The following is an 18,406-nucleotide window of genomic DNA, read 5'->3' as shown; positions in this document are numbered from 1 at the left end:
ATAGGCCAGCCCGGACATCGCTTCAAGCGCCGCGTGATCTAGGAATCGTCCTGTTCCTTGAGGGCGCTGGCTGCATGGTCGAGCCAGCGCGCGACGGTGTGCAGCTCGTCGGGGCTAAAACCCTGGCACAGCTGTTGGTTGAGCTGCGCGAGCGCCGATTTCGCCTGGACGCTGGCCGCCAGTCCCTGCTCGGTCAACCTCAGGCGCGTCATGCGCGCATCGCGCTCGTCGGCGACGCGCTCGACCAGGCTGGCCGCCTCCATTCGCTTCGACAGGTTCGTGACCGCGGCCGGCGCCACCTCGAGTGCCGATGCGATCTCGCCGACCGAGGCCGCATCGCGCGCGGCCAGCAGGAACAGCAGTCCCGCCTGGGCGGCGCTGGCGCCTTCCCATGCTGCGGGCCGGCACTCGATCCAGCGCATCATCGCGCGCTGGGCGCGGTTGACGAGGAAGACGAAGCGCGGCGGCTTCGACGCCGGCGTCATGCGTGCTCCTGGTGCGACGCGGCCTGCGCCAGCAGCCAGTCGCCGACCTGCGGCCACAGCGCCCCCGCACAGCGCTTGCGAAAGAAGCCCATGTGGCCGATGCTGGCCAGTCCGACCGCGCGCGGGGCGACCTGGCGCCGCTCGATCGGCGCGCCTGTGACGCCGGAGAGCAGGATGTCCATCGCGTGCGGATTGGCCCAGAGATCGTCATTGAAGCCGAGCACCAGCAGCGGCATGCGCACGGCGGCGGCCCGGCGCGCCGCATCGAGCGCCGGATCGTCGTAAAAATAGCGCGGCAGCGTGGTCCAGCGGCTCCACTGCAGCATGACGCCGCGCGGCAGGTCTTCGCCCAGGCCGATGCGCCGGCCGGGCATGTAGCCCTTGATTGCGCACAGCAACGGCGCCAGCACGCGCATGACACACCAGACCCGTGCCCGCTCGGCGCGGCCGCGGATGGTACGCGTGATGCCCGCGTGGGTGGCGATCAACACGCCGGCGCGCACGTCGTGCTGGCCGCCGGACAAGACCAACGCATGGCCGCCGACGCTGTGGCCGACCGCCAGCAGCGGCAGCCCTGGCCAGCGCGCGCCGGCCCAGCGCGTCACGGCGGGCACATCTTCGAGCATCCAGCCGGCCATCGTGACCGTCTCGCCGCGCAGGCTGGGGCCGCGCGAGCGGCCGGTGCCGCGGTAGTCGTAGGTCAGCGCGATCAAGCCCAGGCTGGCGAGGTGGCGGGCGAAGGGTTCGTAGAAGGCTTGCGTGACGGCCGTCGCCGGGTGGATCAGCACGATCGCTTTTGGGTCGGGCGCGGGCCAGAGGGTGGCCGCCAATTGGGCGCCGTTGGCGGTCGGGATGATGAAAGTTTCGGGAGTCATCGCGGGCGGTCTATATCGTTAACGTGTTAACGACATTAACACGCGATCGTCGCGATGGATCGAAATGGCCGAATCATTAGAGGAGGTGCTCGAACAGGAGGTTTACGACAGGCCTACAAAAACCGATCCAGGATCTTCCTGCTGTGCTTATCGATCCTGAACATGTCCCGCACCAAAAAGTTGATGCCATGGCTGTCCGCAATCAGCAGCGACGCTTCCCCCACGCGCCGGATATCCTCGTCGACCTTGAGCACGAACGCGGTGTCGCCGCGATCTGTTTTCACGGTCCAGGTGCAGGGTGTGGCAAAGCTCGACACGCTGGCGATGTGCGAGATTTCGGGGATGAATTCGCGGCCTTCGAGGTCTTCGGTCACCAGATCGCGGATGTGCGAAGGCGCGGTCGCCAGGTCGTCGATCCAGGCGACTTCCTTGCCGCCGTCGCGCACCAGCGAGATGCCGCGGGTCGGCGCCTGGATCGGGAAGGCGCGCACCGGAATTACACCATGGACGTCGATGCCGTCGGCGCCGGTGAACACGAGTTTGCCGAAACTGTCGCGGCGTAGTTGGAATACATGGGTCATATCAGTCGTCCTTGTCCGCATCGTCCATGTCCTGGTCCACGTTGCGCGCCTGCGCTTCGTAGAGGCGGTGGTAAGCGCCTTCGCGCGCCATCAGGTCGTCGTGGCTGCCCTCTTCCACCACCACGCCGCGGTCGAGCACAATCAGGCGGTCGGCACGGTGCAGGGTGGAGAGCCTGTGCGCGATCGCGATCGTGGTGCGGCCCTGCACCAGGTTGTCGAGCGCCTTCTGGATTTCCTTTTCGGTTTCCGAGTCGACCGAGGACGTCGCTTCATCCATGATCAGGATCGGCGGGTCGATCAGCAAGGCGCGCGCGATCGAGATGCGTTGGCGCTCGCCGCCCGACAGGCCCTGGCCACGCTCGCCGACCATCGAATCGTAGCCTTGCGCCAGGCGCAGGATGAATTCGTGGGCGTGGGCGGCACGTGCGGCGGCGATGATTTCCTCGCGCGTCGCATCCGGCTTGCCGTAGGCGATGTTCTCGGCAATCGTGCCGAAGAACAGGAAAGGCTCCTGCAGCACCAGGCCGATGTTGCGGCGGTAGTCGGCCACCGCAAAGCTGCGGATGTCGACGCCATCGAGCAGGATCGCGCCTTCGGCCACGTCGTAGAAGCGGCAGATCAGGTTCACCAGCGTGCTCTTGCCCGAGCCGCTGTGGCCGACCAGGCCGACCATCTCGCCGGCCTTGATGTTGAGCGAAATGCCGCGGTTCACGGCGCGGTTACCGTAGCGGAAACCCACTTCGCGCAGTTCGATATTGCCCTGTACTTTCGGCACTTTCACTGGATTGACCGGGTCCGGCACACTGGAAACGTGGTCGAGGATGTCGAAGATGCGCTTGGCCGCCGAGGCCGACTTCTGCGTGACCGAGACGATCCGGCTCATCGAATCGAGACGCACGTAGAAGCGGCCGCTGTAGGCGATGAAGGCCGTCAGCGTGCCGACCGTGATGTCGCCGCGCGAGACCTGCCAGATGCCGAAGCACCAGATCACCAGCAAACCGAGTTCGGTGAGAAAACTGACCGTCGGCGAAAACAGCGACCACACCTTGTTCAACTTGTCGTTGACGGCCAGGTTGTGCTTGTTCGCTTCGCGGAAACGCACCGCTTCGCGCTTTTCCTGGGCGAAGGCTTTCACCACGCGGATACCGGGAATCGTATCGGCCAGCACGTTGGTGACTTCGCCCCAGACGCGGTCGATCTTCTCGAAGCCGGTGCGCAGCTTGTCGCGCACGACGTGGATCATCCAGGCGATGAAGGGCAGCGGCACCAGGGTGATGAAGGCCAGCCACGGATTGATCGTAAACAGGATCACGCCGGTCATGATGATCATGAGGACGTCGGACAGGAAGTCGAGCAGGTGCAGCGACAGGAACACGCAGATCCGGTCCGAGCCGCTGCCGATGCGCGACATCAAATCGCCCGTGCGCTTGCCGCCGAAAAATTCCAGCGACAGTTTGAGCAGGTGTTCGTAAGTGGTCGAGCGCAGGTCGGCGCCCATGCGCTCGGACACCAGCGCCAACACATAAGTCTTGGCCCAGCCCAGCGCCCAGGCCAGCACGGCGGACGCGAGCAGGCCGCTCATGTACAGGTAGACGAGCTGATTGTCGATCTTCTGGCCGTTCTGATACGGGATCAGCACATTGTCCATCAGCGGCATCGTCAGGTAAGGCGGAATCATGTGCGCGGCGGTACTGCCCAGCATCAGCAGGAAACCCAGCAGCAGCTGGCCGCGGTAGGGCATGGCGAAGCGCCACAAGCGGAACAGGGTCCAGGTCGAAGGCGGCGTGTGCAGCACCTTGGCGCAGATCGGGCACTCTTCCTGGTCCGGCTCGAGCGGCGCCTTGCAGCTCGGGCAGATGTGCTGTTCGGGTGGCAGGACCGGGTTGCCGGTCTCGATGCTCGTGATTTGCTCTGCAAACGCATCGGCGACGCGGATCGCGTGCAGGTTCTGGCCGAGGGTAAAGCGCCAGGCCGCCAGCAGGCGGTTCGCGTCGACCAGCTCCAGGTGGCCGACGCCGGCGTGGTCGTGGTGGCGCAGCACCAGCCCGGGCTGGTGCGCCCAGTCGCTCCAGGTGGCGTCGCCCGGCGCGCGCGACAGCAAACGGCGATCCGTCACCACCAGAATTCCCTTGGTGAAACGTAATTTCGTGTCGAGGTCAACCTCCACGCCAGTTAAAACGTTTTCCCCTGGTGCAAGCTGTTTCCGAACGTCATTGTCCCAACCGTCAGGCAGGAAGCCGGCGGCCGCCGCCAGCGATGTCGGAAGAGCTAGTTGTTGAGTTGTCATTAATGGTGCCGCCCGTGACAGGCATGTTCTGGATAGAGGGGTAACGCGGTGACCGGCTCAGCGGTTTACATGATCAGAGGAAAAATTCTGCTGCGGGTCGCGAACGGCGCCTGATTGGCATAAATCGGTACCGCGCTGTAAGCTTCGGTCCCGCGAGTATATAACATGTGCACTGCATGACCGCACTTGGGTGCGGTAGCGCACAGGCAGGCAAACATAGGCAAAGCCATCATGGTGCACGAGCGGACACCGTGGGCAAGACATCATTACATGACAAAGAAGAAAGACATCAAGTTTCTCCGTGTGACGCACCTGCGCGGCCCGAACATCTGGACCTACCGTCCAGTGATCGAGGTCTGGCTCGACATTGGCGAGCTGGAAGACTTTCCTTCGGACAAGCTGCCCGGCTTTAACGCGCGCTTGACGGACATGCTGCCCGGCCTGATCGAGCACCGCTGCGGCGTCGGCGAACGCGGCGGCTTCCTCGAGCGCCTGGAATGCGGCACCTGGGCCGGCCACATCCTCGAACACATCGTGCTCGAGTTGCAGAACATGGCGGGCATGAAGACCGGCTTCGGCAAGACCCGCTCGACCGCGGAAGTGGGCGTCTACAAGATGGCGTTCCGCACGCGCGACGCCATCGTCGGCCGCGCCGCGCTCGACGCCGGGCACGCGCTCCTGATGGCTGCCGTGAGCGGCGAGTCCTTCGATATGAAGAGCACTGTCGCCCGCCTGACCGACCTGGTCGACCGCTACTGCCTGGGCCCGTCGACTGCGAACATCGTCGACGCCGCCACCGAGCGCGGCATTCCCTCTATCCGCCTGACCGAAGGCAACCTGGTGCAGCTCGGCCACGGCGCCGCGCAGCGCCGCATCTGGACCGCCGAGACCGACCGCACCAGCGCCATCGCCGAGAGCATCGCCAGCGACAAGGATTTAACGAAACGCCTGCTCGCCTCGTGCGGCGTGCCGGTGCCCGAAGGCGCCCTGGTGCGCAGCGCCGAAGCCGCATGGGAAGAAGCCCAGGACATCGGCTTGCCGGTCGTCGTGAAGCCGGTCGACGGCAACCATGGCCGCGGTGTGACGCTGAACCTGATGAGCGAGTCCGAGGTGCATACCGCCTACGCGATCGCCTCCGAAGCGGGCGGCAGCAGCGCCGTGCTGGTGGAGCGCTTCATTCCCGGCAACGAACACCGTTTGCTGATCGTCGGCAGGCAGGTCGTGGCCGTGGCGCGCGGCGAGTCGCTGCGGGTGACTGGCGACGGCAGCTCCAGCGTCAGCGCGCTGGTCGCCAGCCAGATCAACACCGACCCGCGCCGCGGCGAGACCGAGGAACACCCGCTCGGCACGGTCAATGTGCAGGACGATGAAATCCTGCTCGACCTGAAGCGCCAGGGCCTCACGCCCGCGTCAGTGCCGCAGGACGGCCAGAAAGTGCTGATCCAGCCGAACGGCAACGTCTCGGACGATGTCACCGACCTGGTCCACCCGGAGGTGGCGCACATGGCCGCCCTGGCGGCACGCGTCGTGGGCCTGGACATCGCCGGCATCGACCTGGTCTGCGAAGACATCTCGCGGCCCCTTGCGCAGCAGCGTGGCGCGATCATCGAAGTCAATTCCAGCCCGGGCCTGCTGGCCCACATCAAGCCGGCCAGCGGCACGCCGCGCAAGGTCGGCGAGGCCATTATCAGGCACCTGTTCGCGGACGGGGACAGCGGCCGCATTCCGGTCGTCGGCGTCACCGGCACGCTCGGCACCAGCCTGATCGCACGCCTGCTCGGCTGCCTCCTGAACGCCGCCGGCAAGCATGTGGGCGTGGCCAACGGCGAGGGCCTGTACCTCGACGGGCGCCAGGTCCACAAGGGTGATTGCACCGGCTTTGCGGCCGGCGAACGCCTGCTCATTAACCGCAACGTCGAAGCGGCCGTGTTCGAATCGAACGCGCGCAGCATCCTGTCCGGCGGCCTGCCCTACGACCGCTGCTCGGTCGGCGTGGTGACCGACATGGGGCAACTCGGCGACGTGACCGGATTCCACATCAACGACGATGAGGCGCTGGCCAACGTGGTGCGCAGCCAGGTCGACGTGATCCTCTCCGAAGGCGCTGCCGTCCTGAACGCGGCCGACCCGGACGTGGTCAAACTGGCCGCACTGTCGGACGGGCGCGTGATCTTCTATGCGATGGACGAGCACAATCCTGTCATGGCGCAGCACCGCGCCTCCGGCGAGCGGATCGTCTTTGCGCGCGACAACCACATCGTGCTCGCTGACGGCGAGACTGAATCCCGTTTGCTCGACCTTGCCAAGATCAGGCCCGCCACCGTCAAGCATCCGGCCAGCGTGCTGGCGGCCACTGCCGCCGCCTGGGCGCTGGGCCTGCAGCACGACCTGATCTGCGGTGGCCTGCGCGCTTTCGACGCAAGCAAGAAAACGACTTATTGATGATCAGGGCCGGTTCGCCGGTCCGAATTAACGGTGCTGTTGCCGTCCTGGCAGTCGGAGCGGCACCTTGTAAAGGAATGATGGTTTATGGAAGTATCTCGCGTACGGGCCTTGCGCGGCCCTAACCTCTGGAGCCACCACACCTCGGTCGAGGCGATCGTCGCCTGCAGCCCGGAGGAAGAATCGATCGCCACCCTGCCTGGCTTCGAGTCGCGCCTGCGTTCGCGCTTCCCTCAGCTGGGCCAGCTGCAGCCCTTCGGCCACGAAGAAGACGCGCTCGACCCGGTGCCGATGGCCGAAGTGCTGGAAATCGTCGCCCTCGCCCTGCAGGCCGAAGCCGGCTGCCCGGTCACCTTCAGCCGCACCACCGCCACCCTGGAAACCGGCATCTACCAGGTCGTGGTCGAGTTCAGCGAGGAAGAGGTCGGCCGCCTGGCGATGAAGTTGGCCGAGCAGCTCATTGGCGCCGCGCGTGAGGACACGCCCTTCGACCTGGAAGCGGCGCTGCTTCAATTACGCGAGCTCGACGAAGACGTGCGCCTCGGCCCCTCGACCGGTTCGATCGTGCAGGCCGCGATCGAGCGCGACATCCCGTTCCGGCGCCTGACCGAAGGCAGCCTCGTGATGTTCGGCTGGGGCAGCAAGCAGCGCCGCATCCAGGCCGCCGAGATCGACGCCACCGGCGCCATCGCCGAGACCATCGCCCAGGACAAGGAACTGACCAAGCGCCTGCTGGACGCCGCCGGCGTGCCGGTGCCGCTCGGGCGCGTCGTGCTTGATGCTGACGACGCCTGGGCTGCCGCGCAAGAGATCGGCCTGCCGGTCGTGATCAAGCCGAAGGACGGCAACCAGGGCAAGGGGGTGACCGTCAACATCACTACCAAGGAACAGATCACGGCCGGCTTCAACTCGGCGAGCGAGTTCCGCGACGACATCCTGGTCGAGCGCTACCTGCCGGGCCACGATTACCGCCTGCTCGTCATCGGCGACAAGCTGATCGCCGCCGCGCGCCGCGATCCGCCGATTGTGGTGGGCGACGGCGTGCACACGGTGCGCCAGCTGGTCGACCAGGTCAACCTCGACCCGCGCCGCGGCAACGGGCATTCGACCTCGCTGACCAAGATCCGCTTCGACGACATCGCACTCGGCAGCCTGGCCAAGCAAGGACTGGAAGCGGACTCGGTGCCCGCCAAGGGCCGCCGCGTCGTGCTGCGCAATAACGCGAATTTGTCGACCGGCGGCGCGGCCACCGACGTCACCGACGACGTCCATCCGGAAGTCGCCGCGCGTGCCATCGCCGCCGCGCACATGGTCGGCCTGGATATCTGCGGCGTCGACCTGGTGTGCGATTCCGTCCTCAAACCGATTGAAGAGCAACACGGCGGCATCGTCGAAGTCAATGCCGCGCCGGGGCTGCGCATGCACCTCTCGCCCTCCTTCGGCAAGGGCCGCGATGTCGGCGCAGCGATCATCGACATGATGTTCAAGAAGGGCGACGACGGCCGTATCCCGGTGGTCGCCGTTACCGGCACCAACGGCAAGACGACGACCGTGCGCCTGATCGCGCACCTGCTCACCACATCCGGCCTGCGCACCGGCATGACGAATACCGACGGCGTGTATATCGAAGGCCGGCGCATCGACAGCGGCGACTGCAGCGGTCCGCGCAGCGCGCGCAACGTGCTGCTGCACCCGGACGTCGACGCCGCCGTGTTCGAGACCGCCCGTGGCGGCCTGCTGCGCGAAGGACTGGCCTTCGATCGCTGCGAAGTGGCGGTCGTGACCAACATCGGCGCAGGCGACCACCTCGGCCTGAACTACATCACCACGCTGGAAGACCTCGCGGTCCTGAAGCGCGTGATCGTCCAGAACGTGAAGGTCGGCGGCATGGCCGTGCTCAATGCAGCCGATCCGGTCGTCGCCGCCATGGCCGAGAACACGAAAGGCGACATCACCTTCTTCGCCCAGGACGGCGGCCACCCGCTGATCGCCATGCACCGCGCCCAGGGCCGGCGCGTCGTGTACGTGGAAGATGGTGTCCTGGTCTGCGCCGAGGGCAAGCTTGACACGAAGATTGCACTGGCGGAGGTGCCGATCACCCGCGGCGGCGCCATCGGCTTCCAGGTCGAGAACGTGATGGCTTCGGTCGGTGCCGCCTGGGCCGTGGGCCTGGACTGGGACAAGATGCGCCTCGGCCTGAAAACCTTTGTCGGCGAGAGCGACAACGCGCCGGGGCGCTTCAATGTGTTCGACTACAAGGGCGCGACCCTGATCGCCGACTACGGCCACAACCCTGACGCCATCGCTGCCCTGGTGTCGGCGGTCGAGAACATGCCGGCAAAACGCCGCCTGGCCGTGATCAGCGGCGCCGGCGACCGGCGCGACCAGGACATCACCCAGCAGACCGAAATCCTGGGTAAGGCGTTCGACGACGTGCTGCTGTACCAGGACCAGTGCCAGCGTGGACGTCCCGACGGCGAAGTCGTGGCCTTGCTGCGCCAAGGTTTGCTTGGCGCCACGCGCACCAGCCATGTCGAGGAAATCAATGGCGAGTTCGTCGCGATCGACCGGGCCCTGGCGCGCCTGACCGAGGGCGACCTGTGCCTGATCCTGATCGACCAGGTCGATGCGGCGCTGGCGCATATCACCAAGCGGGTCGCGGAAGCAAAATAATTCAACCATGCTCGCACCCGAACAATTTTTCGGCTTCCTGCTCGCCGCCATCCTGCTCACCGCCTCCCCCGGCCCCGACAACCTGATGGTGCTCGGTCTCGGCATGTCGAAGGGTCGTCAACAAGGCATGGTCTTCGGCCTGGGCTGCGCGCTAGGCTGCCTGAGCCACACTTTTCTCGCCGTGATCGGCGTGAGCGCGATCATCGCCGCCTCCCCGACCGCGTTCACGCTGCTGCGCATCGGCGGAGGCTTGTACCTGGTCTGGCTGGGAATCGGCGCGCTGCGCAGCACGGGCGGGCAGTCGGCAGCGAGCGCGAAAGAACCCTCGCAGTCGCTGCGCAGCCTGTTCATGAAAGGGCTGCTGGCAAACGCCATCAACCCGAAAGTGGTGCTGTTTTTCCTGTCGCTGCTGCCGCAGTTCGTGATTGCGGCACACGGCAATGTGCCGGGACAGATGCTGGCGCTGGGCCTGACCTTCACGCTGCAGGCGGCGATCCTGTTCGGCCTGCTCGGTTATTTTGCCGGCTCCGTGGGCGCCTGGCTCGAGCGCAAGCCCGGTGCCGGCAAATGGCTCGACCGCCTGGCCGGGACCGTGTTCATTGCGCTGGGCGCGAAGTTGATCCTGTCACGCTGATCGTGTCGCGCTGAGCGGATCAAGGCTTGCGCGCCGCCCGCATTCCCATCAAGCCCAGGCCCAGGCCGAGCATTGCCAGCGTGGCCGGCTCCGGCACGGGCGCCGGCTCGTAGGCGATCTCGAGCGACGTCGAGAAGAATTCGAGCGGATCGGCGGGGAAGTCGTCCTGCAAGAACAGGGTCCAGCTGCCGAACAAGTCCATGCCATCGAAAGCGGAGAGCATGTCCTCCGGGCGGAAGGTGCCCGCCCGCACACGCGGACCGGCAGCGGCCGCGGCTTCGTCGTCGAACGTCACCAGCACGCGCCCGACGCCACTCCCTACAGTGCCAGCTGTATAGGTGTCGAAGGAATCGACCAGGGTGGCAGACTGGCCGTTCGGTCCGACCAGGACAAGCGAGAACTCGCTTTCGAAGGGAGAGCCACGGCCCACGCAAGCACGGCCATTCGGGCCGATTGGCGGATTGTCGCACTTCGAGAATTCGACCGTGATGTTCACGTCAGTAATCGTGCCGTGCACATCGACGGCCAATACGCGCGTTGCTTCACTGCCGTCGATGACACCGTAGGTGGTGTTGGTCGCCGTGATGACGGCGGCGGAGGCGCTGGCGCAAGCGCAGACGGTGATGATCAAAGCGGCAAGACGTCGCACGTAGCGCATGGGTTCTCCTTATTATTGGCGTCTACATAGAAGCAATTTTCGTTCCACCATCCAAAAGACGCGCCTTATCAGGCACTTACCAAACCCCGTCGGCGCCGAGTGAAGCAAGGTGTAAATTACCCCGACATACAGGCCGGGTGACAGCATTCGCTCGGGGCCGGGACGGCGCCAAAAAATGCAGGGTTCAACTGCCGAAATAGCGCAACTCGAAGTCGAGCGTCCACTCCACCCGCGAAGGAGACAGCGGCGCCCGGATGGTCGCGTCGCACTCCCCCATCCACGCCTCGTTGGCGCAGTCATGGCCGTGTTCAATGATGCCGACCACGGCGCTCCCGGATGTCCCATGCTAGTGGGATTTTGGCGATTCCACTGAAATCAAGCCTGAATCGATCGAATATTTTTATGTCATGCCCATGAGCACGCTTTACGCCGGCAATTGTTTGCAGCACAAGCCTGAAATCATTCATACTTGTATTTTTCTTCATTCCACCCGCCTGGGTGGCACGCGATCTGTCCTGGGAGTTGCTGTGGTCGGTATGCCGAATGTCCGCTGGTCGTTTTCGAAGGCTGTTCCGCCCGGTTTCGCGGGTTCGCACGACGTCGATGAAGCAGCAGCCGGCAAGGCAGCCGGCCTGGTACGCAAAGTGCTGGTCGTCGACGATGAAGCGGACCTCGCTGACCTGGCCGAGGCGCTCCTGGGCAGCCGCGGACTGGACGTCGTGGTCGCCAATTCGGCCAAGGAAGCGTTGACGATCCTGGGGCAGGACGCCGACATCGATGCCGTATTTTCGGACGTCATGATGCCCGGCATGAACGGCTTGCAGCTGGCGGATGCCGTCACCGAGTTCTTCCCCTGGATCAAAGTTGTCCTGACTTCCGGGTATACGGTCCCATCCCTGATGGAAAACCGCGAGCGACGCTATCTGTTTACGACCAAGCCTTACAAGCTCGACACGATCATGGCTTTGCTGCGCAGCTGATTCTGTTCTGCTACTCGGGCGCATGCCGGTCCGGCATCCTGCTGCCCAGCCAATGGCTGTAAAATGACGGTCCTGGCGCGGCTGCCGCCCTGCCTTCCCGAACACGATTGACATGACCACCGTCCCTACCGAAATCAACGCCGCTGCCGCACGCGCAACGTCGGAGAAAGTCACCCCGATGATGGCCCAGTACCTGGGCATCAAGGCCGATTACCCGACCATGCTGGTGTTTTACCGCATGGGCGACTTTTACGAGCTGTTCCACGAGGACGCCGAGAAAGCCGCGCGCATCCTCGGCATCACGCTGACCGCGCGCGGTTCGGCCGGCGGCAACCCGATCAAGATGTGCGGGGTGCCTTTCCACTCGCTCGACGGCTACCTCGGCAAACTCGTGAAGCTCGGCGAATCGTGCGCGATCTGCGAGCAGATCGGCGACCCGGCGACAAGTAAAGGTCCGGTCGAGCGCAAGGTGATGCGCGTGGTCACGCCCGGCACGCTCACCGATTCCGATCTGCTGCCCGAAAAAGCCGAGCGCTCCCTGCTGGCCCTGTACACGCTCACCGGACGCAAGTCGGTCACCGTCGGTCTCGCCTGGCTGTCGCTAGCCAGCGGCGCCTTGCGCCTGACGGAATTCTCGGGCGACGAGCGCACGGTGGGCGCACGCCTGGCGCAAGAGCTCGAGCGTATCGCGCCGGCGGAAATCCTGCGCGCCGACGACGGCAACCTGTTCGAGGAAAATCCGTTCGCCCACACCCAGCGCGTCCCAGGCTGGCACTTCGACGTCGTCAAGGGCCACAAGGCGCTGGTCGAGCAGCTGGGCGTGGCCACCCTCACCGGCTTTGGCGCCGATGGCCTGGGCGCCGCGTTCGGCGCGGCCGGCGCGCTCTTGCGCTATGCGCAGTCGACCCAGGGCCGCGGCCTGCAGCACGTGAACAGTCTCGCCGTGGAGAGCGAGAACGAATTCATCGGTCTGGACGCGGCCACGCGGCGCAACCTGGAGCTGACCGAAACGATCCGCGGCCAGGAATCGCCGACGCTGTTTTCCCTGCTCGATGGCTGCCGCACCGCGATGGGTTCGCGCCTGCTGCGCCACTGGCTGCACCATGCGAAGCGCGACCAAGGCGTTGCCAGGGCGCGCCACGAAGCGATCGAGGCGCTGGCCCAGGGCGATGCGACGAGCGCCCTGTCCGCCACGCTCAATGAAGTACCCGACATCGAGCGCATCACGACGCGCATCGCGCTCCTGTCGGTGCGTCCGCGCGACCTGGCCAGCCTGCGCGACGGCTTGAAACAGTTACCGTCCCTGGGCCAACAGGTAGCAAGCTGCTTCATCCCGGGCGACTCCTGCCTTTTGCGCGAACTGCACGAGGCCATCGATACGCCCGTGCCCTGCCTCGATCTGCTCACCCGCGCGGTGGCCATTGAACCGGCCGCGATGGTGCGCGACGGCGGCGTGTTTGCCAGCGGTTTCGACGCCGAACTCGATGAGTTGCGCGCGCTGTCGCAAAACGCCGGCCAGTTCCTGGTCGATCTGGAGACGCGCGAGCGCGCCCGCACGGGCATCGCCAACCTGCGCGTCGAGTACAACCGGGTGCACGGCTTTTATATCGAGGTCACCAACGGCCAGACCGACAAGGTGCCGGACGACTACCGCCGCCGTCAGACGCTGAAGAATTGCGAGCGTTACATCACGCCGGAACTGAAAGCCTTCGAAGACAAGGCCTTGTCGGCCCAGGACAAGGCCCTGGTGCGCGAAAAAGCCCTGTACGACGAGCTGCTCGCTTGCCTGGCGCCGCACATCGGCCACTTGCAGCGGGTGGCGCAGGGCCTGGCCCAGATCGACACGCTGGTCGCGCTCACCAGCCACGCGCTGCGCCACAACTGGTGCGCCCCGCAGCTGGTCGATGCGCCCTGCCTGACCATCGTCGAGGGCCGGCATCCGGTGGTGGAAAAACAGATCGAGCGCTTCATCGCCAACGACTGCAAGCTCTCGAACGACAGGCGCCTGCTGCTCATTACCGGCCCGAACATGGGCGGTAAATCGACCTTCATGCGCCAGACCGCGCTGATCGTGCTGCTGGCATATGTCGGCAGCTATGTGCCGGCCACCAGCGCAACGATCGGACCGATCGACCGCATCTTCACGCGCATCGGCGCGAACGACGACCTGGCGGGCGGGCGTTCGACCTTCATGGTCGAGATGACCGAATCGGCCGCGATCCTGAACGGCGCCACCGAACACTCGCTGGTGCTGATGGACGAAGTCGGACGCGGCACCTCCACCTTCGACGGCCTGGCCCTGGCCTGGGCGATCGCGCGCCACCTGATCGACAACAGCCGCAGTTTTACGCTGTTCGCGACCCATTATTTCGAGCTGACCCAGCTGCCCGAGAGCCACGCTAGCGCGGCCAACGTGCACCTGTCGGCGGTCGAGCACAAGGACACGATCGTGTTCCTGCACGCGGTCCAGGACGGCCCGGCCTCGCAGAGCTACGGTTTGCAGGTGGCCCAGCTGGCAGGCGTGCCCCCAAGCGTCATCAAGGCCGCGCGCAAGCACCTGGCGCGGCTCGAATCGCAGGCGGTGGGCACGACGCCGCAGCTCGACCTGTTCGCGCTGCCTTCCGAAGAGGTCGACGACGCGGTGCCGGCGCCTGCAGCCCCGGTCGTCTCGCCTGCCCTGCTCGCCGCCCTCGACGATCTCGATCCGGACGCGCTGACGCCGCGCGAAGCGCTCGAGCGGCTGTACGAACTGAAGCGGCTGGCTGCCTGATGCCGCGCCTGCGCCCTGCCCTGCTGGCCGCTGCGCTGTCGACGGCCCTGTCGGCGCCATCGGCCGGCGCGCGTGACGGCGGGCGCGAGGCGCATGAAGCGCACCGCTTCGGCGTCATCGGCCACAGCTTCAGCAAGCCCGGCGACGAGGATTTCAAGAAGGCGCTGGCGGAGACGAGCGAGAAGTCGCTGGCCTTTGTTGTCGTCACCGGCATCAAGGCATCCGGCGAGCCCTGCGGCGACACGCTGTACCAGGAGCGGCGCGACCTGGTCGACAAGGCGAAGCGGCCCGTCATCGTGCTGCCCGCCGGCAGCGACTGGGCCGATTGCCGCAACGCGGCCGGCCGCACCAACGCCGTCGAACGCCTGAACCGGATGCGCGAGCTGTTTCATGGCGAACCGCAATCGCTCGGCGCGCAAAAGCTGCCGCTGACCCGCCTGTCGATGAGCCCGCGTTTTCGCAGCTATGCCGAGAATGCCCACTGGACCGTGGACTCGGTGCTGTACGCGACCGTCAACCTCCCCGCCAACAACAACCACTACCTGGCCGCGGCCGGCCGCAACAGCGAGTACGAGGACCGGATGGTGGCGACGCGCTTCTGGCTCAACCGCCTGTTCACACTGGCCCGGCGCGACAAGGTCGATGCGATCGTGCTGTTCTCGGAAGGCGACTTGAAACCCCTGGCCGAGCCGTCCGGCCTGCGCAGCCTGCTGCGCCGGGGGTCTACCACGCGCGACGGTTTCGCGGCGACACGCAATCAGGTGCATTTGCTGGCGCAGAAGTTCGATGGGAAGGTGCTGCTGGTCGACAGTGCGGCCCTGCCGAAGGATGGCAAACCGGCCATCGGATGGCGCCAGAACGTCGGGCACGTGTCGGTCGGGGGTGAGGCGGTTGAACTGAAGGTGACGCCGGGGGAGAAGGCCTTATTCAGTTTGAAGGATGCGAGGGAGCAATGAACCGGGAACGAAGGTTCCCGGTGAGTCCAACATGAATCAGTGCAGCGGCTGGCTACGGAAGTGGTCACCTTCTTCGCCGTCGTCGTCGCCGTCGCCACCATGGTGATGACCATGGGCGCCGTGCACGTGGCCGTGGGCAATCTCTTCGTCGGTCGCAGCGCGCACGTCGATCACCGACAGCTCGAAACGCAGGGCCATGCCGGCCAGCGGGTGGTTACCGTCGAGCACGACCTTGTCGTCGGCGATTTCGGTGACGGTGAAGATCATCGGCTCGTCGTCCGGCGCGCCGTCGGCCATGCCTTCGAACTGCATGCCAACTTCCAGCGGCTCAGGCAGCAGCTTGCGGTCTTCGACCTTGACCAACTCGGCGTCGTAGTCGCCGAACGCATCGTCCGGCTCGACCTGCAGGGTCGACGCATAGCCGACTTCCTTGCCGTCGAGCTCTTCTTCGATCTTCGGCAAGGTGTTTTCGTAACCACCGTGCAGATAGACCATCGGCTGTGCGCCTTCTTCGATCAGGTTATTTTGTGCGTCCGACAGTTTGTAGTTCACCGTCACGACCGTATTCTGGGCAATCTTCATCGCGCTTCCTTTCGTTGTTAGGGCCAGATTATAACCTTCCTCCGCTTTCGCCCGTGGTGGGTCTGGTGAAAGGGATCTCGAAAAACCGTAGCGAGCGGCAGGCATGGTGGTCGAGAAGCGCAACCGTACTAAAGTACGGTGAGCATCGCAGACTGCCAGGCCAACGCGCAGCAGGTTTTTGAGTTCCCTTATAATGTGTCATGAAAAAATTACAGCTCCTGGGGAACATCACCCCGGCCCAGTTCCTGCGCGATTACTGGCACAAGAAGCCCCTGTTGATCCGCAATGCCATCCCCGGCTTCAAGCCACTGCTGAAATTCGACAAGCTCGCCGAAGCGGCTGCGACGAACCATGTCGAGTCGCGCCTGGTGACCATGGTCGACGGCCAGTGGGACATGCAGCATGGCCCGCTGCCTGAACTGCCGCCGCGCACCGAGCGCGAGTGGACCTTGCTGGTGCAGGGCGTGAACCTGATCGACGAACGCGCCGACGCCCTCTTGCGCGAGTTCCGCTTCCTGCCCGACGCGCGCCTGGACGACCTGATGGTCAGCTATGCCACCGATGGCGGCGGCGTCGGCCCGCACTTCGATTCCTACGACGTGTTCCTGCTGCAGGCGCACGGCAAGCGCCGCTGGAAGATCAGCGCCCAGCAAGACCTGTCGCTGGTCGAGGGCATGCCCTTGAAGATCCTGTCGAACTTTACCCCGGAAGAAGAATTCGTGCTGGAACCGGGCGACATGCTGTACCTGCCCCCGCACTACGCCCACGACGGCGTGGCCGAGGGCGAGTGCATGACCTATTCGATCGGTTTCCGCTCGCCTTCGTTCCAGGAACTGGGCGAAGCCTTCCTGCAATTCATGGCCGACTCGATCGACCTGCCGGGCCGCTACGCCGACCCCGACCTGCAGCCGGCGAAAAATCCGGCCGAGATCCCGCGCGAGATGCTTGCCAGCATTACCGAAGAACTGAACAAGGTGCGCTTCGACGAGGAAGACGTGACGATCTTCTTTGGCGAATACATGTCCGAGCCGAAACACAATGTGTTCTTCACGCCGCTCGCCAAGCCGCTGGTCGTCGGGCGCTTCATGGAGACGGCCGCCAAGCGCGGCCTGAAACTGTCGCCGAAGTCCCTGATGCTGTACCGCGGCAAGCATGTCTTCATCAACGGCGAATCGTTCGCGGTGAACCGTGCGGACAAGATTGTCCTCGACATGCTGGCCAATGAGCGCCGCTTGTCGGGCGCGACGCTGGCCCAGGCGTCGGACGACGTGCTCGAGGCGCTCTACACATGGTATTGCGATGCCTGGATCGAGCTGGGCTAAATGATGACCGAGCCGCCGATCACGCGTTTCGACACGCGCCGCGAACTTCAGGTGCAGTGGCGAGCGCTGCTCGGCCGGGCCAGGCTTCGGCTCGACCTGTTCGACCCTGATTTTGCGGATTTTCCGCTGGGAGCGCCGGATGTCGAGGCGACCCTTGGCGCATTCCTGCGTGCCGGCGGCTCCTTGCGCCTGGCGCTGCACGACACCAAATATATCGAACGTTCCTGTCCACGGTTCCTGGGTCTCGTGCGTTACTACAGTGAGCGCGTCGAATGCCGCCTCAGCCCGCGTTCGCTGCGGCACCTGTCCGACTCGTTCGCGCTGGCTGATGGCGTGCATGTGGTACGGCGTTTTCACTGCGATCACATGCGCGGCGAGGCGGTATTCGATGCACCGGGCGCTGTCGAGTTGTCGGCGCCGCGTTTCGACGCGCTCTGGGAAGAGTCGAGTGTGACACTCTCACCGACTGTCACCGGACTGTAAATTTGTCTGTAGATCAACAATTAAGCGAAAATCCTGACCTTTGTAGCATCTTGTAACAAAATGAAGCTTATCAAGTCACAAAATACTTCCATTTTGGCATGTGTTTTCTATTGCGAAGCACTAAATTTGGCTATAATATCGGGTTAGGAAGGTTCCGTTGTCTATCAGGCACTGTTACCAGTACGAAAGCTACGAGAATTCCAAAAGAGCGATAATTACCGGTAATTATTCATCGCAACAAAAGTTCTAACTTAATTAAGGAAAAACCATGAAAAAATCCCTGCTGATCGTTTCGCTGATGGCTGTTGCTCTGGCTGCTTGCTCGAAAAAAGAAGAGACCACCACCACCACCACCACCCCAGCTGCTGTTGAGGCACCTGCTGCAATGACCACCACGCCTGACGCGGCTGCTCCTGCTGCAACGACCACCACCACCACCACCGACGCTGCTGCTACCCCAGCTGCTGACGCTGCTGCTGCTGCTGCAACCGCTTCGGTTGCTGCTGCTGACGCTGCTTCGGCCGCTTCGACCGCTGCTGACGTCGCTGCTGACGCTGCAAAGAAGTAATCAGCTACTCGCTGATGGAAAACCGGCCTGCGGGCCGGTTTTTTTTTCGCCCAGAGGTTCTCGAGAGCCCGCCTTACATATGTACAGGCGTAAAAAAACCGGCTGCATGT

17 protein-coding genes are annotated in these 18,406 nt (G+C 64.6%); 9 read left to right on the top strand and 8 right to left on the bottom strand.

Annotated features, from left to right (window positions below):
- Nucleotides 1-38: 38 nt before the first annotated feature.
- The 4 genes from ACHAC9_RS19690 to ACHAC9_RS19675 all read right to left on the bottom strand — a co-directional run bounded on the left by ACHAC9_RS19690 (nucleotide 39) and on the right by ACHAC9_RS19675 (nucleotide 4,228).
- The gene (locus tag ACHAC9_RS19690) at nucleotides 39-485 is read right to left on the bottom strand and encodes a MarR family winged helix-turn-helix transcriptional regulator (RefSeq protein ID WP_435762509.1); all 447 of its coding nucleotides are present in this window, start codon (nucleotides 483-485) and stop codon (nucleotides 39-41) included.
- Complete coding sequence (locus ACHAC9_RS19685) at nucleotides 482-1,360, bottom strand: alpha/beta hydrolase family protein (RefSeq protein ID WP_435762507.1); 879 nt, start codon at nucleotides 1,358-1,360, stop codon at nucleotides 482-484. Before ACHAC9_RS19685 ends, ACHAC9_RS19690 begins: the two co-directional genes overlap by 4 nt.
- A 113-nt stretch (nucleotides 1,361-1,473) precedes the next feature.
- Nucleotides 1,474-1,941, bottom strand: coding sequence for a DUF1854 domain-containing protein (locus tag ACHAC9_RS19680; protein WP_435762505.1), 468 nt, complete (start codon nucleotides 1,939-1,941; stop codon nucleotides 1,474-1,476).
- 1 nt (nucleotide 1,942) lies between these two features.
- Nucleotides 1,943-4,228 (bottom strand): ABC transporter ATP-binding protein, encoded by a 2,286-nt coding sequence (locus ACHAC9_RS19675; protein ID WP_435762503.1) that lies wholly within the window; start codon nucleotides 4,226-4,228, stop codon nucleotides 1,943-1,945.
- A gap of 270 nt (nucleotides 4,229-4,498) precedes the next feature.
- Between ACHAC9_RS19675 and cphA (ACHAC9_RS19670) the strand changes: the two genes are divergently transcribed.
- The 3 genes from cphA (ACHAC9_RS19670) to ACHAC9_RS19660 all read left to right on the top strand — a co-directional run bounded on the left by cphA (ACHAC9_RS19670) (nucleotide 4,499) and on the right by ACHAC9_RS19660 (nucleotide 9,977).
- Complete coding sequence (cphA, locus tag ACHAC9_RS19670; protein ID WP_435762501.1) at nucleotides 4,499-6,670, top strand: cyanophycin synthetase; 2,172 nt, start codon at nucleotides 4,499-4,501, stop codon at nucleotides 6,668-6,670.
- Nucleotides 6,671-6,757: 87 nt separating this feature from the next.
- Nucleotides 6,758-9,343: a cyanophycin synthetase gene (gene cphA / locus ACHAC9_RS19665; protein ID WP_435762499.1), complete on the top strand. Its 2,586-nt coding sequence runs from the start codon at nucleotides 6,758-6,760 to the stop codon at nucleotides 9,341-9,343.
- A gap of 7 nt (nucleotides 9,344-9,350) precedes the next feature.
- On the top strand, nucleotides 9,351-9,977 hold the full coding sequence (locus ACHAC9_RS19660; protein WP_435762497.1) for a LysE family translocator: 627 nt from the start codon (nucleotides 9,351-9,353) through the stop codon (nucleotides 9,975-9,977).
- Between the two features lie 19 nt (nucleotides 9,978-9,996).
- Here the strand turns inward: ACHAC9_RS19660 and ACHAC9_RS19655 are convergent, their stop codons facing one another.
- The 3 genes from ACHAC9_RS19655 to ACHAC9_RS19645 all read right to left on the bottom strand — a co-directional run bounded on the left by ACHAC9_RS19655 (nucleotide 9,997) and on the right by ACHAC9_RS19645 (nucleotide 11,120).
- Nucleotides 9,997-10,635 carry a PEP-CTERM sorting domain-containing protein gene (locus ACHAC9_RS19655; RefSeq protein WP_435762495.1) on the bottom strand — a complete coding sequence of 213 codons (639 nt, stop codon included), beginning with the start codon at nucleotides 10,633-10,635 and terminating at the stop codon, nucleotides 9,997-9,999.
- A 184-nt stretch (nucleotides 10,636-10,819) separates the two neighbouring features.
- A complete protein-coding gene (locus tag ACHAC9_RS19650) occupies nucleotides 10,820-10,960 on the bottom strand; it encodes a hypothetical protein (RefSeq protein WP_435762493.1) in 141 nt (46 codons plus the stop codon).
- Nucleotides 10,944-11,120, bottom strand: a complete 177-nt coding sequence (locus ACHAC9_RS19645; protein ID WP_435762491.1) for a hypothetical protein — start codon at nucleotides 11,118-11,120, stop codon at nucleotides 10,944-10,946. Before ACHAC9_RS19645 ends, ACHAC9_RS19650 begins: the two co-directional genes overlap by 17 nt.
- Nucleotides 11,121-11,171: 51 nt before the next feature.
- Between ACHAC9_RS19645 and ACHAC9_RS19640 the strand changes: the two genes are divergently transcribed.
- The 3 genes from ACHAC9_RS19640 (at nucleotide 11,172) to ACHAC9_RS19630 (ending at nucleotide 15,341) form a co-directional block, all read left to right on the top strand.
- Complete coding sequence (locus ACHAC9_RS19640) at nucleotides 11,172-11,615, top strand: response regulator (RefSeq protein WP_435762489.1); 444 nt, start codon at nucleotides 11,172-11,174, stop codon at nucleotides 11,613-11,615.
- A 112-nt stretch (nucleotides 11,616-11,727) separates the two neighbouring features.
- Complete coding sequence (mutS, locus tag ACHAC9_RS19635; protein ID WP_435762487.1) at nucleotides 11,728-14,385, top strand: DNA mismatch repair protein MutS; 2,658 nt, start codon at nucleotides 11,728-11,730, stop codon at nucleotides 14,383-14,385.
- On the top strand, nucleotides 14,385-15,341 hold the full coding sequence (locus ACHAC9_RS19630; RefSeq protein WP_435762485.1) for a hypothetical protein: 957 nt from the start codon (nucleotides 14,385-14,387) through the stop codon (nucleotides 15,339-15,341). Before mutS ends, ACHAC9_RS19630 begins: the two co-directional genes overlap by 1 nt.
- Before the next feature lie 36 nt (nucleotides 15,342-15,377).
- On the opposite strand, the gene ACHAC9_RS19625 is transcribed toward ACHAC9_RS19630, so the two are convergent.
- A complete protein-coding gene (locus tag ACHAC9_RS19625; RefSeq protein WP_435762483.1) occupies nucleotides 15,378-15,923 on the bottom strand; it encodes an FKBP-type peptidyl-prolyl cis-trans isomerase in 546 nt (181 codons plus the stop codon).
- Nucleotides 15,924-16,123: 200 nt separating this feature from the next.
- On the opposite strand from ACHAC9_RS19625, the gene ACHAC9_RS19620 reads away from it, so the two are divergent.
- The 3 genes from ACHAC9_RS19620 to ACHAC9_RS19610 all read left to right on the top strand — a co-directional run bounded on the left by ACHAC9_RS19620 (nucleotide 16,124) and on the right by ACHAC9_RS19610 (nucleotide 18,296).
- A complete protein-coding gene (locus ACHAC9_RS19620; RefSeq protein ID WP_435762481.1) occupies nucleotides 16,124-17,245 on the top strand; it encodes a JmjC domain-containing protein in 1,122 nt (373 codons plus the stop codon).
- Nucleotides 17,246-17,728 (top strand): hypothetical protein, encoded by a 483-nt coding sequence (locus tag ACHAC9_RS19615; protein ID WP_435762480.1) that lies wholly within the window; start codon nucleotides 17,246-17,248, stop codon nucleotides 17,726-17,728. It abuts the gene before it with no gap.
- A gap of 268 nt (nucleotides 17,729-17,996) precedes the next feature.
- Nucleotides 17,997-18,296 (top strand): hypothetical protein, encoded by a 300-nt coding sequence (locus ACHAC9_RS19610; RefSeq protein WP_435762478.1) that lies wholly within the window; start codon nucleotides 17,997-17,999, stop codon nucleotides 18,294-18,296.
- Nucleotides 18,297-18,406 lie beyond the last annotated feature (110 nt).

The organism is Massilia sp. CMS3.1, from assembly GCF_051262535.1.
GTDB lineage: Bacteria > Pseudomonadota > Gammaproteobacteria > Burkholderiales > Burkholderiaceae_D > Telluria.
This window is presented reverse-complemented; position numbering and strand designations above follow the sequence as displayed.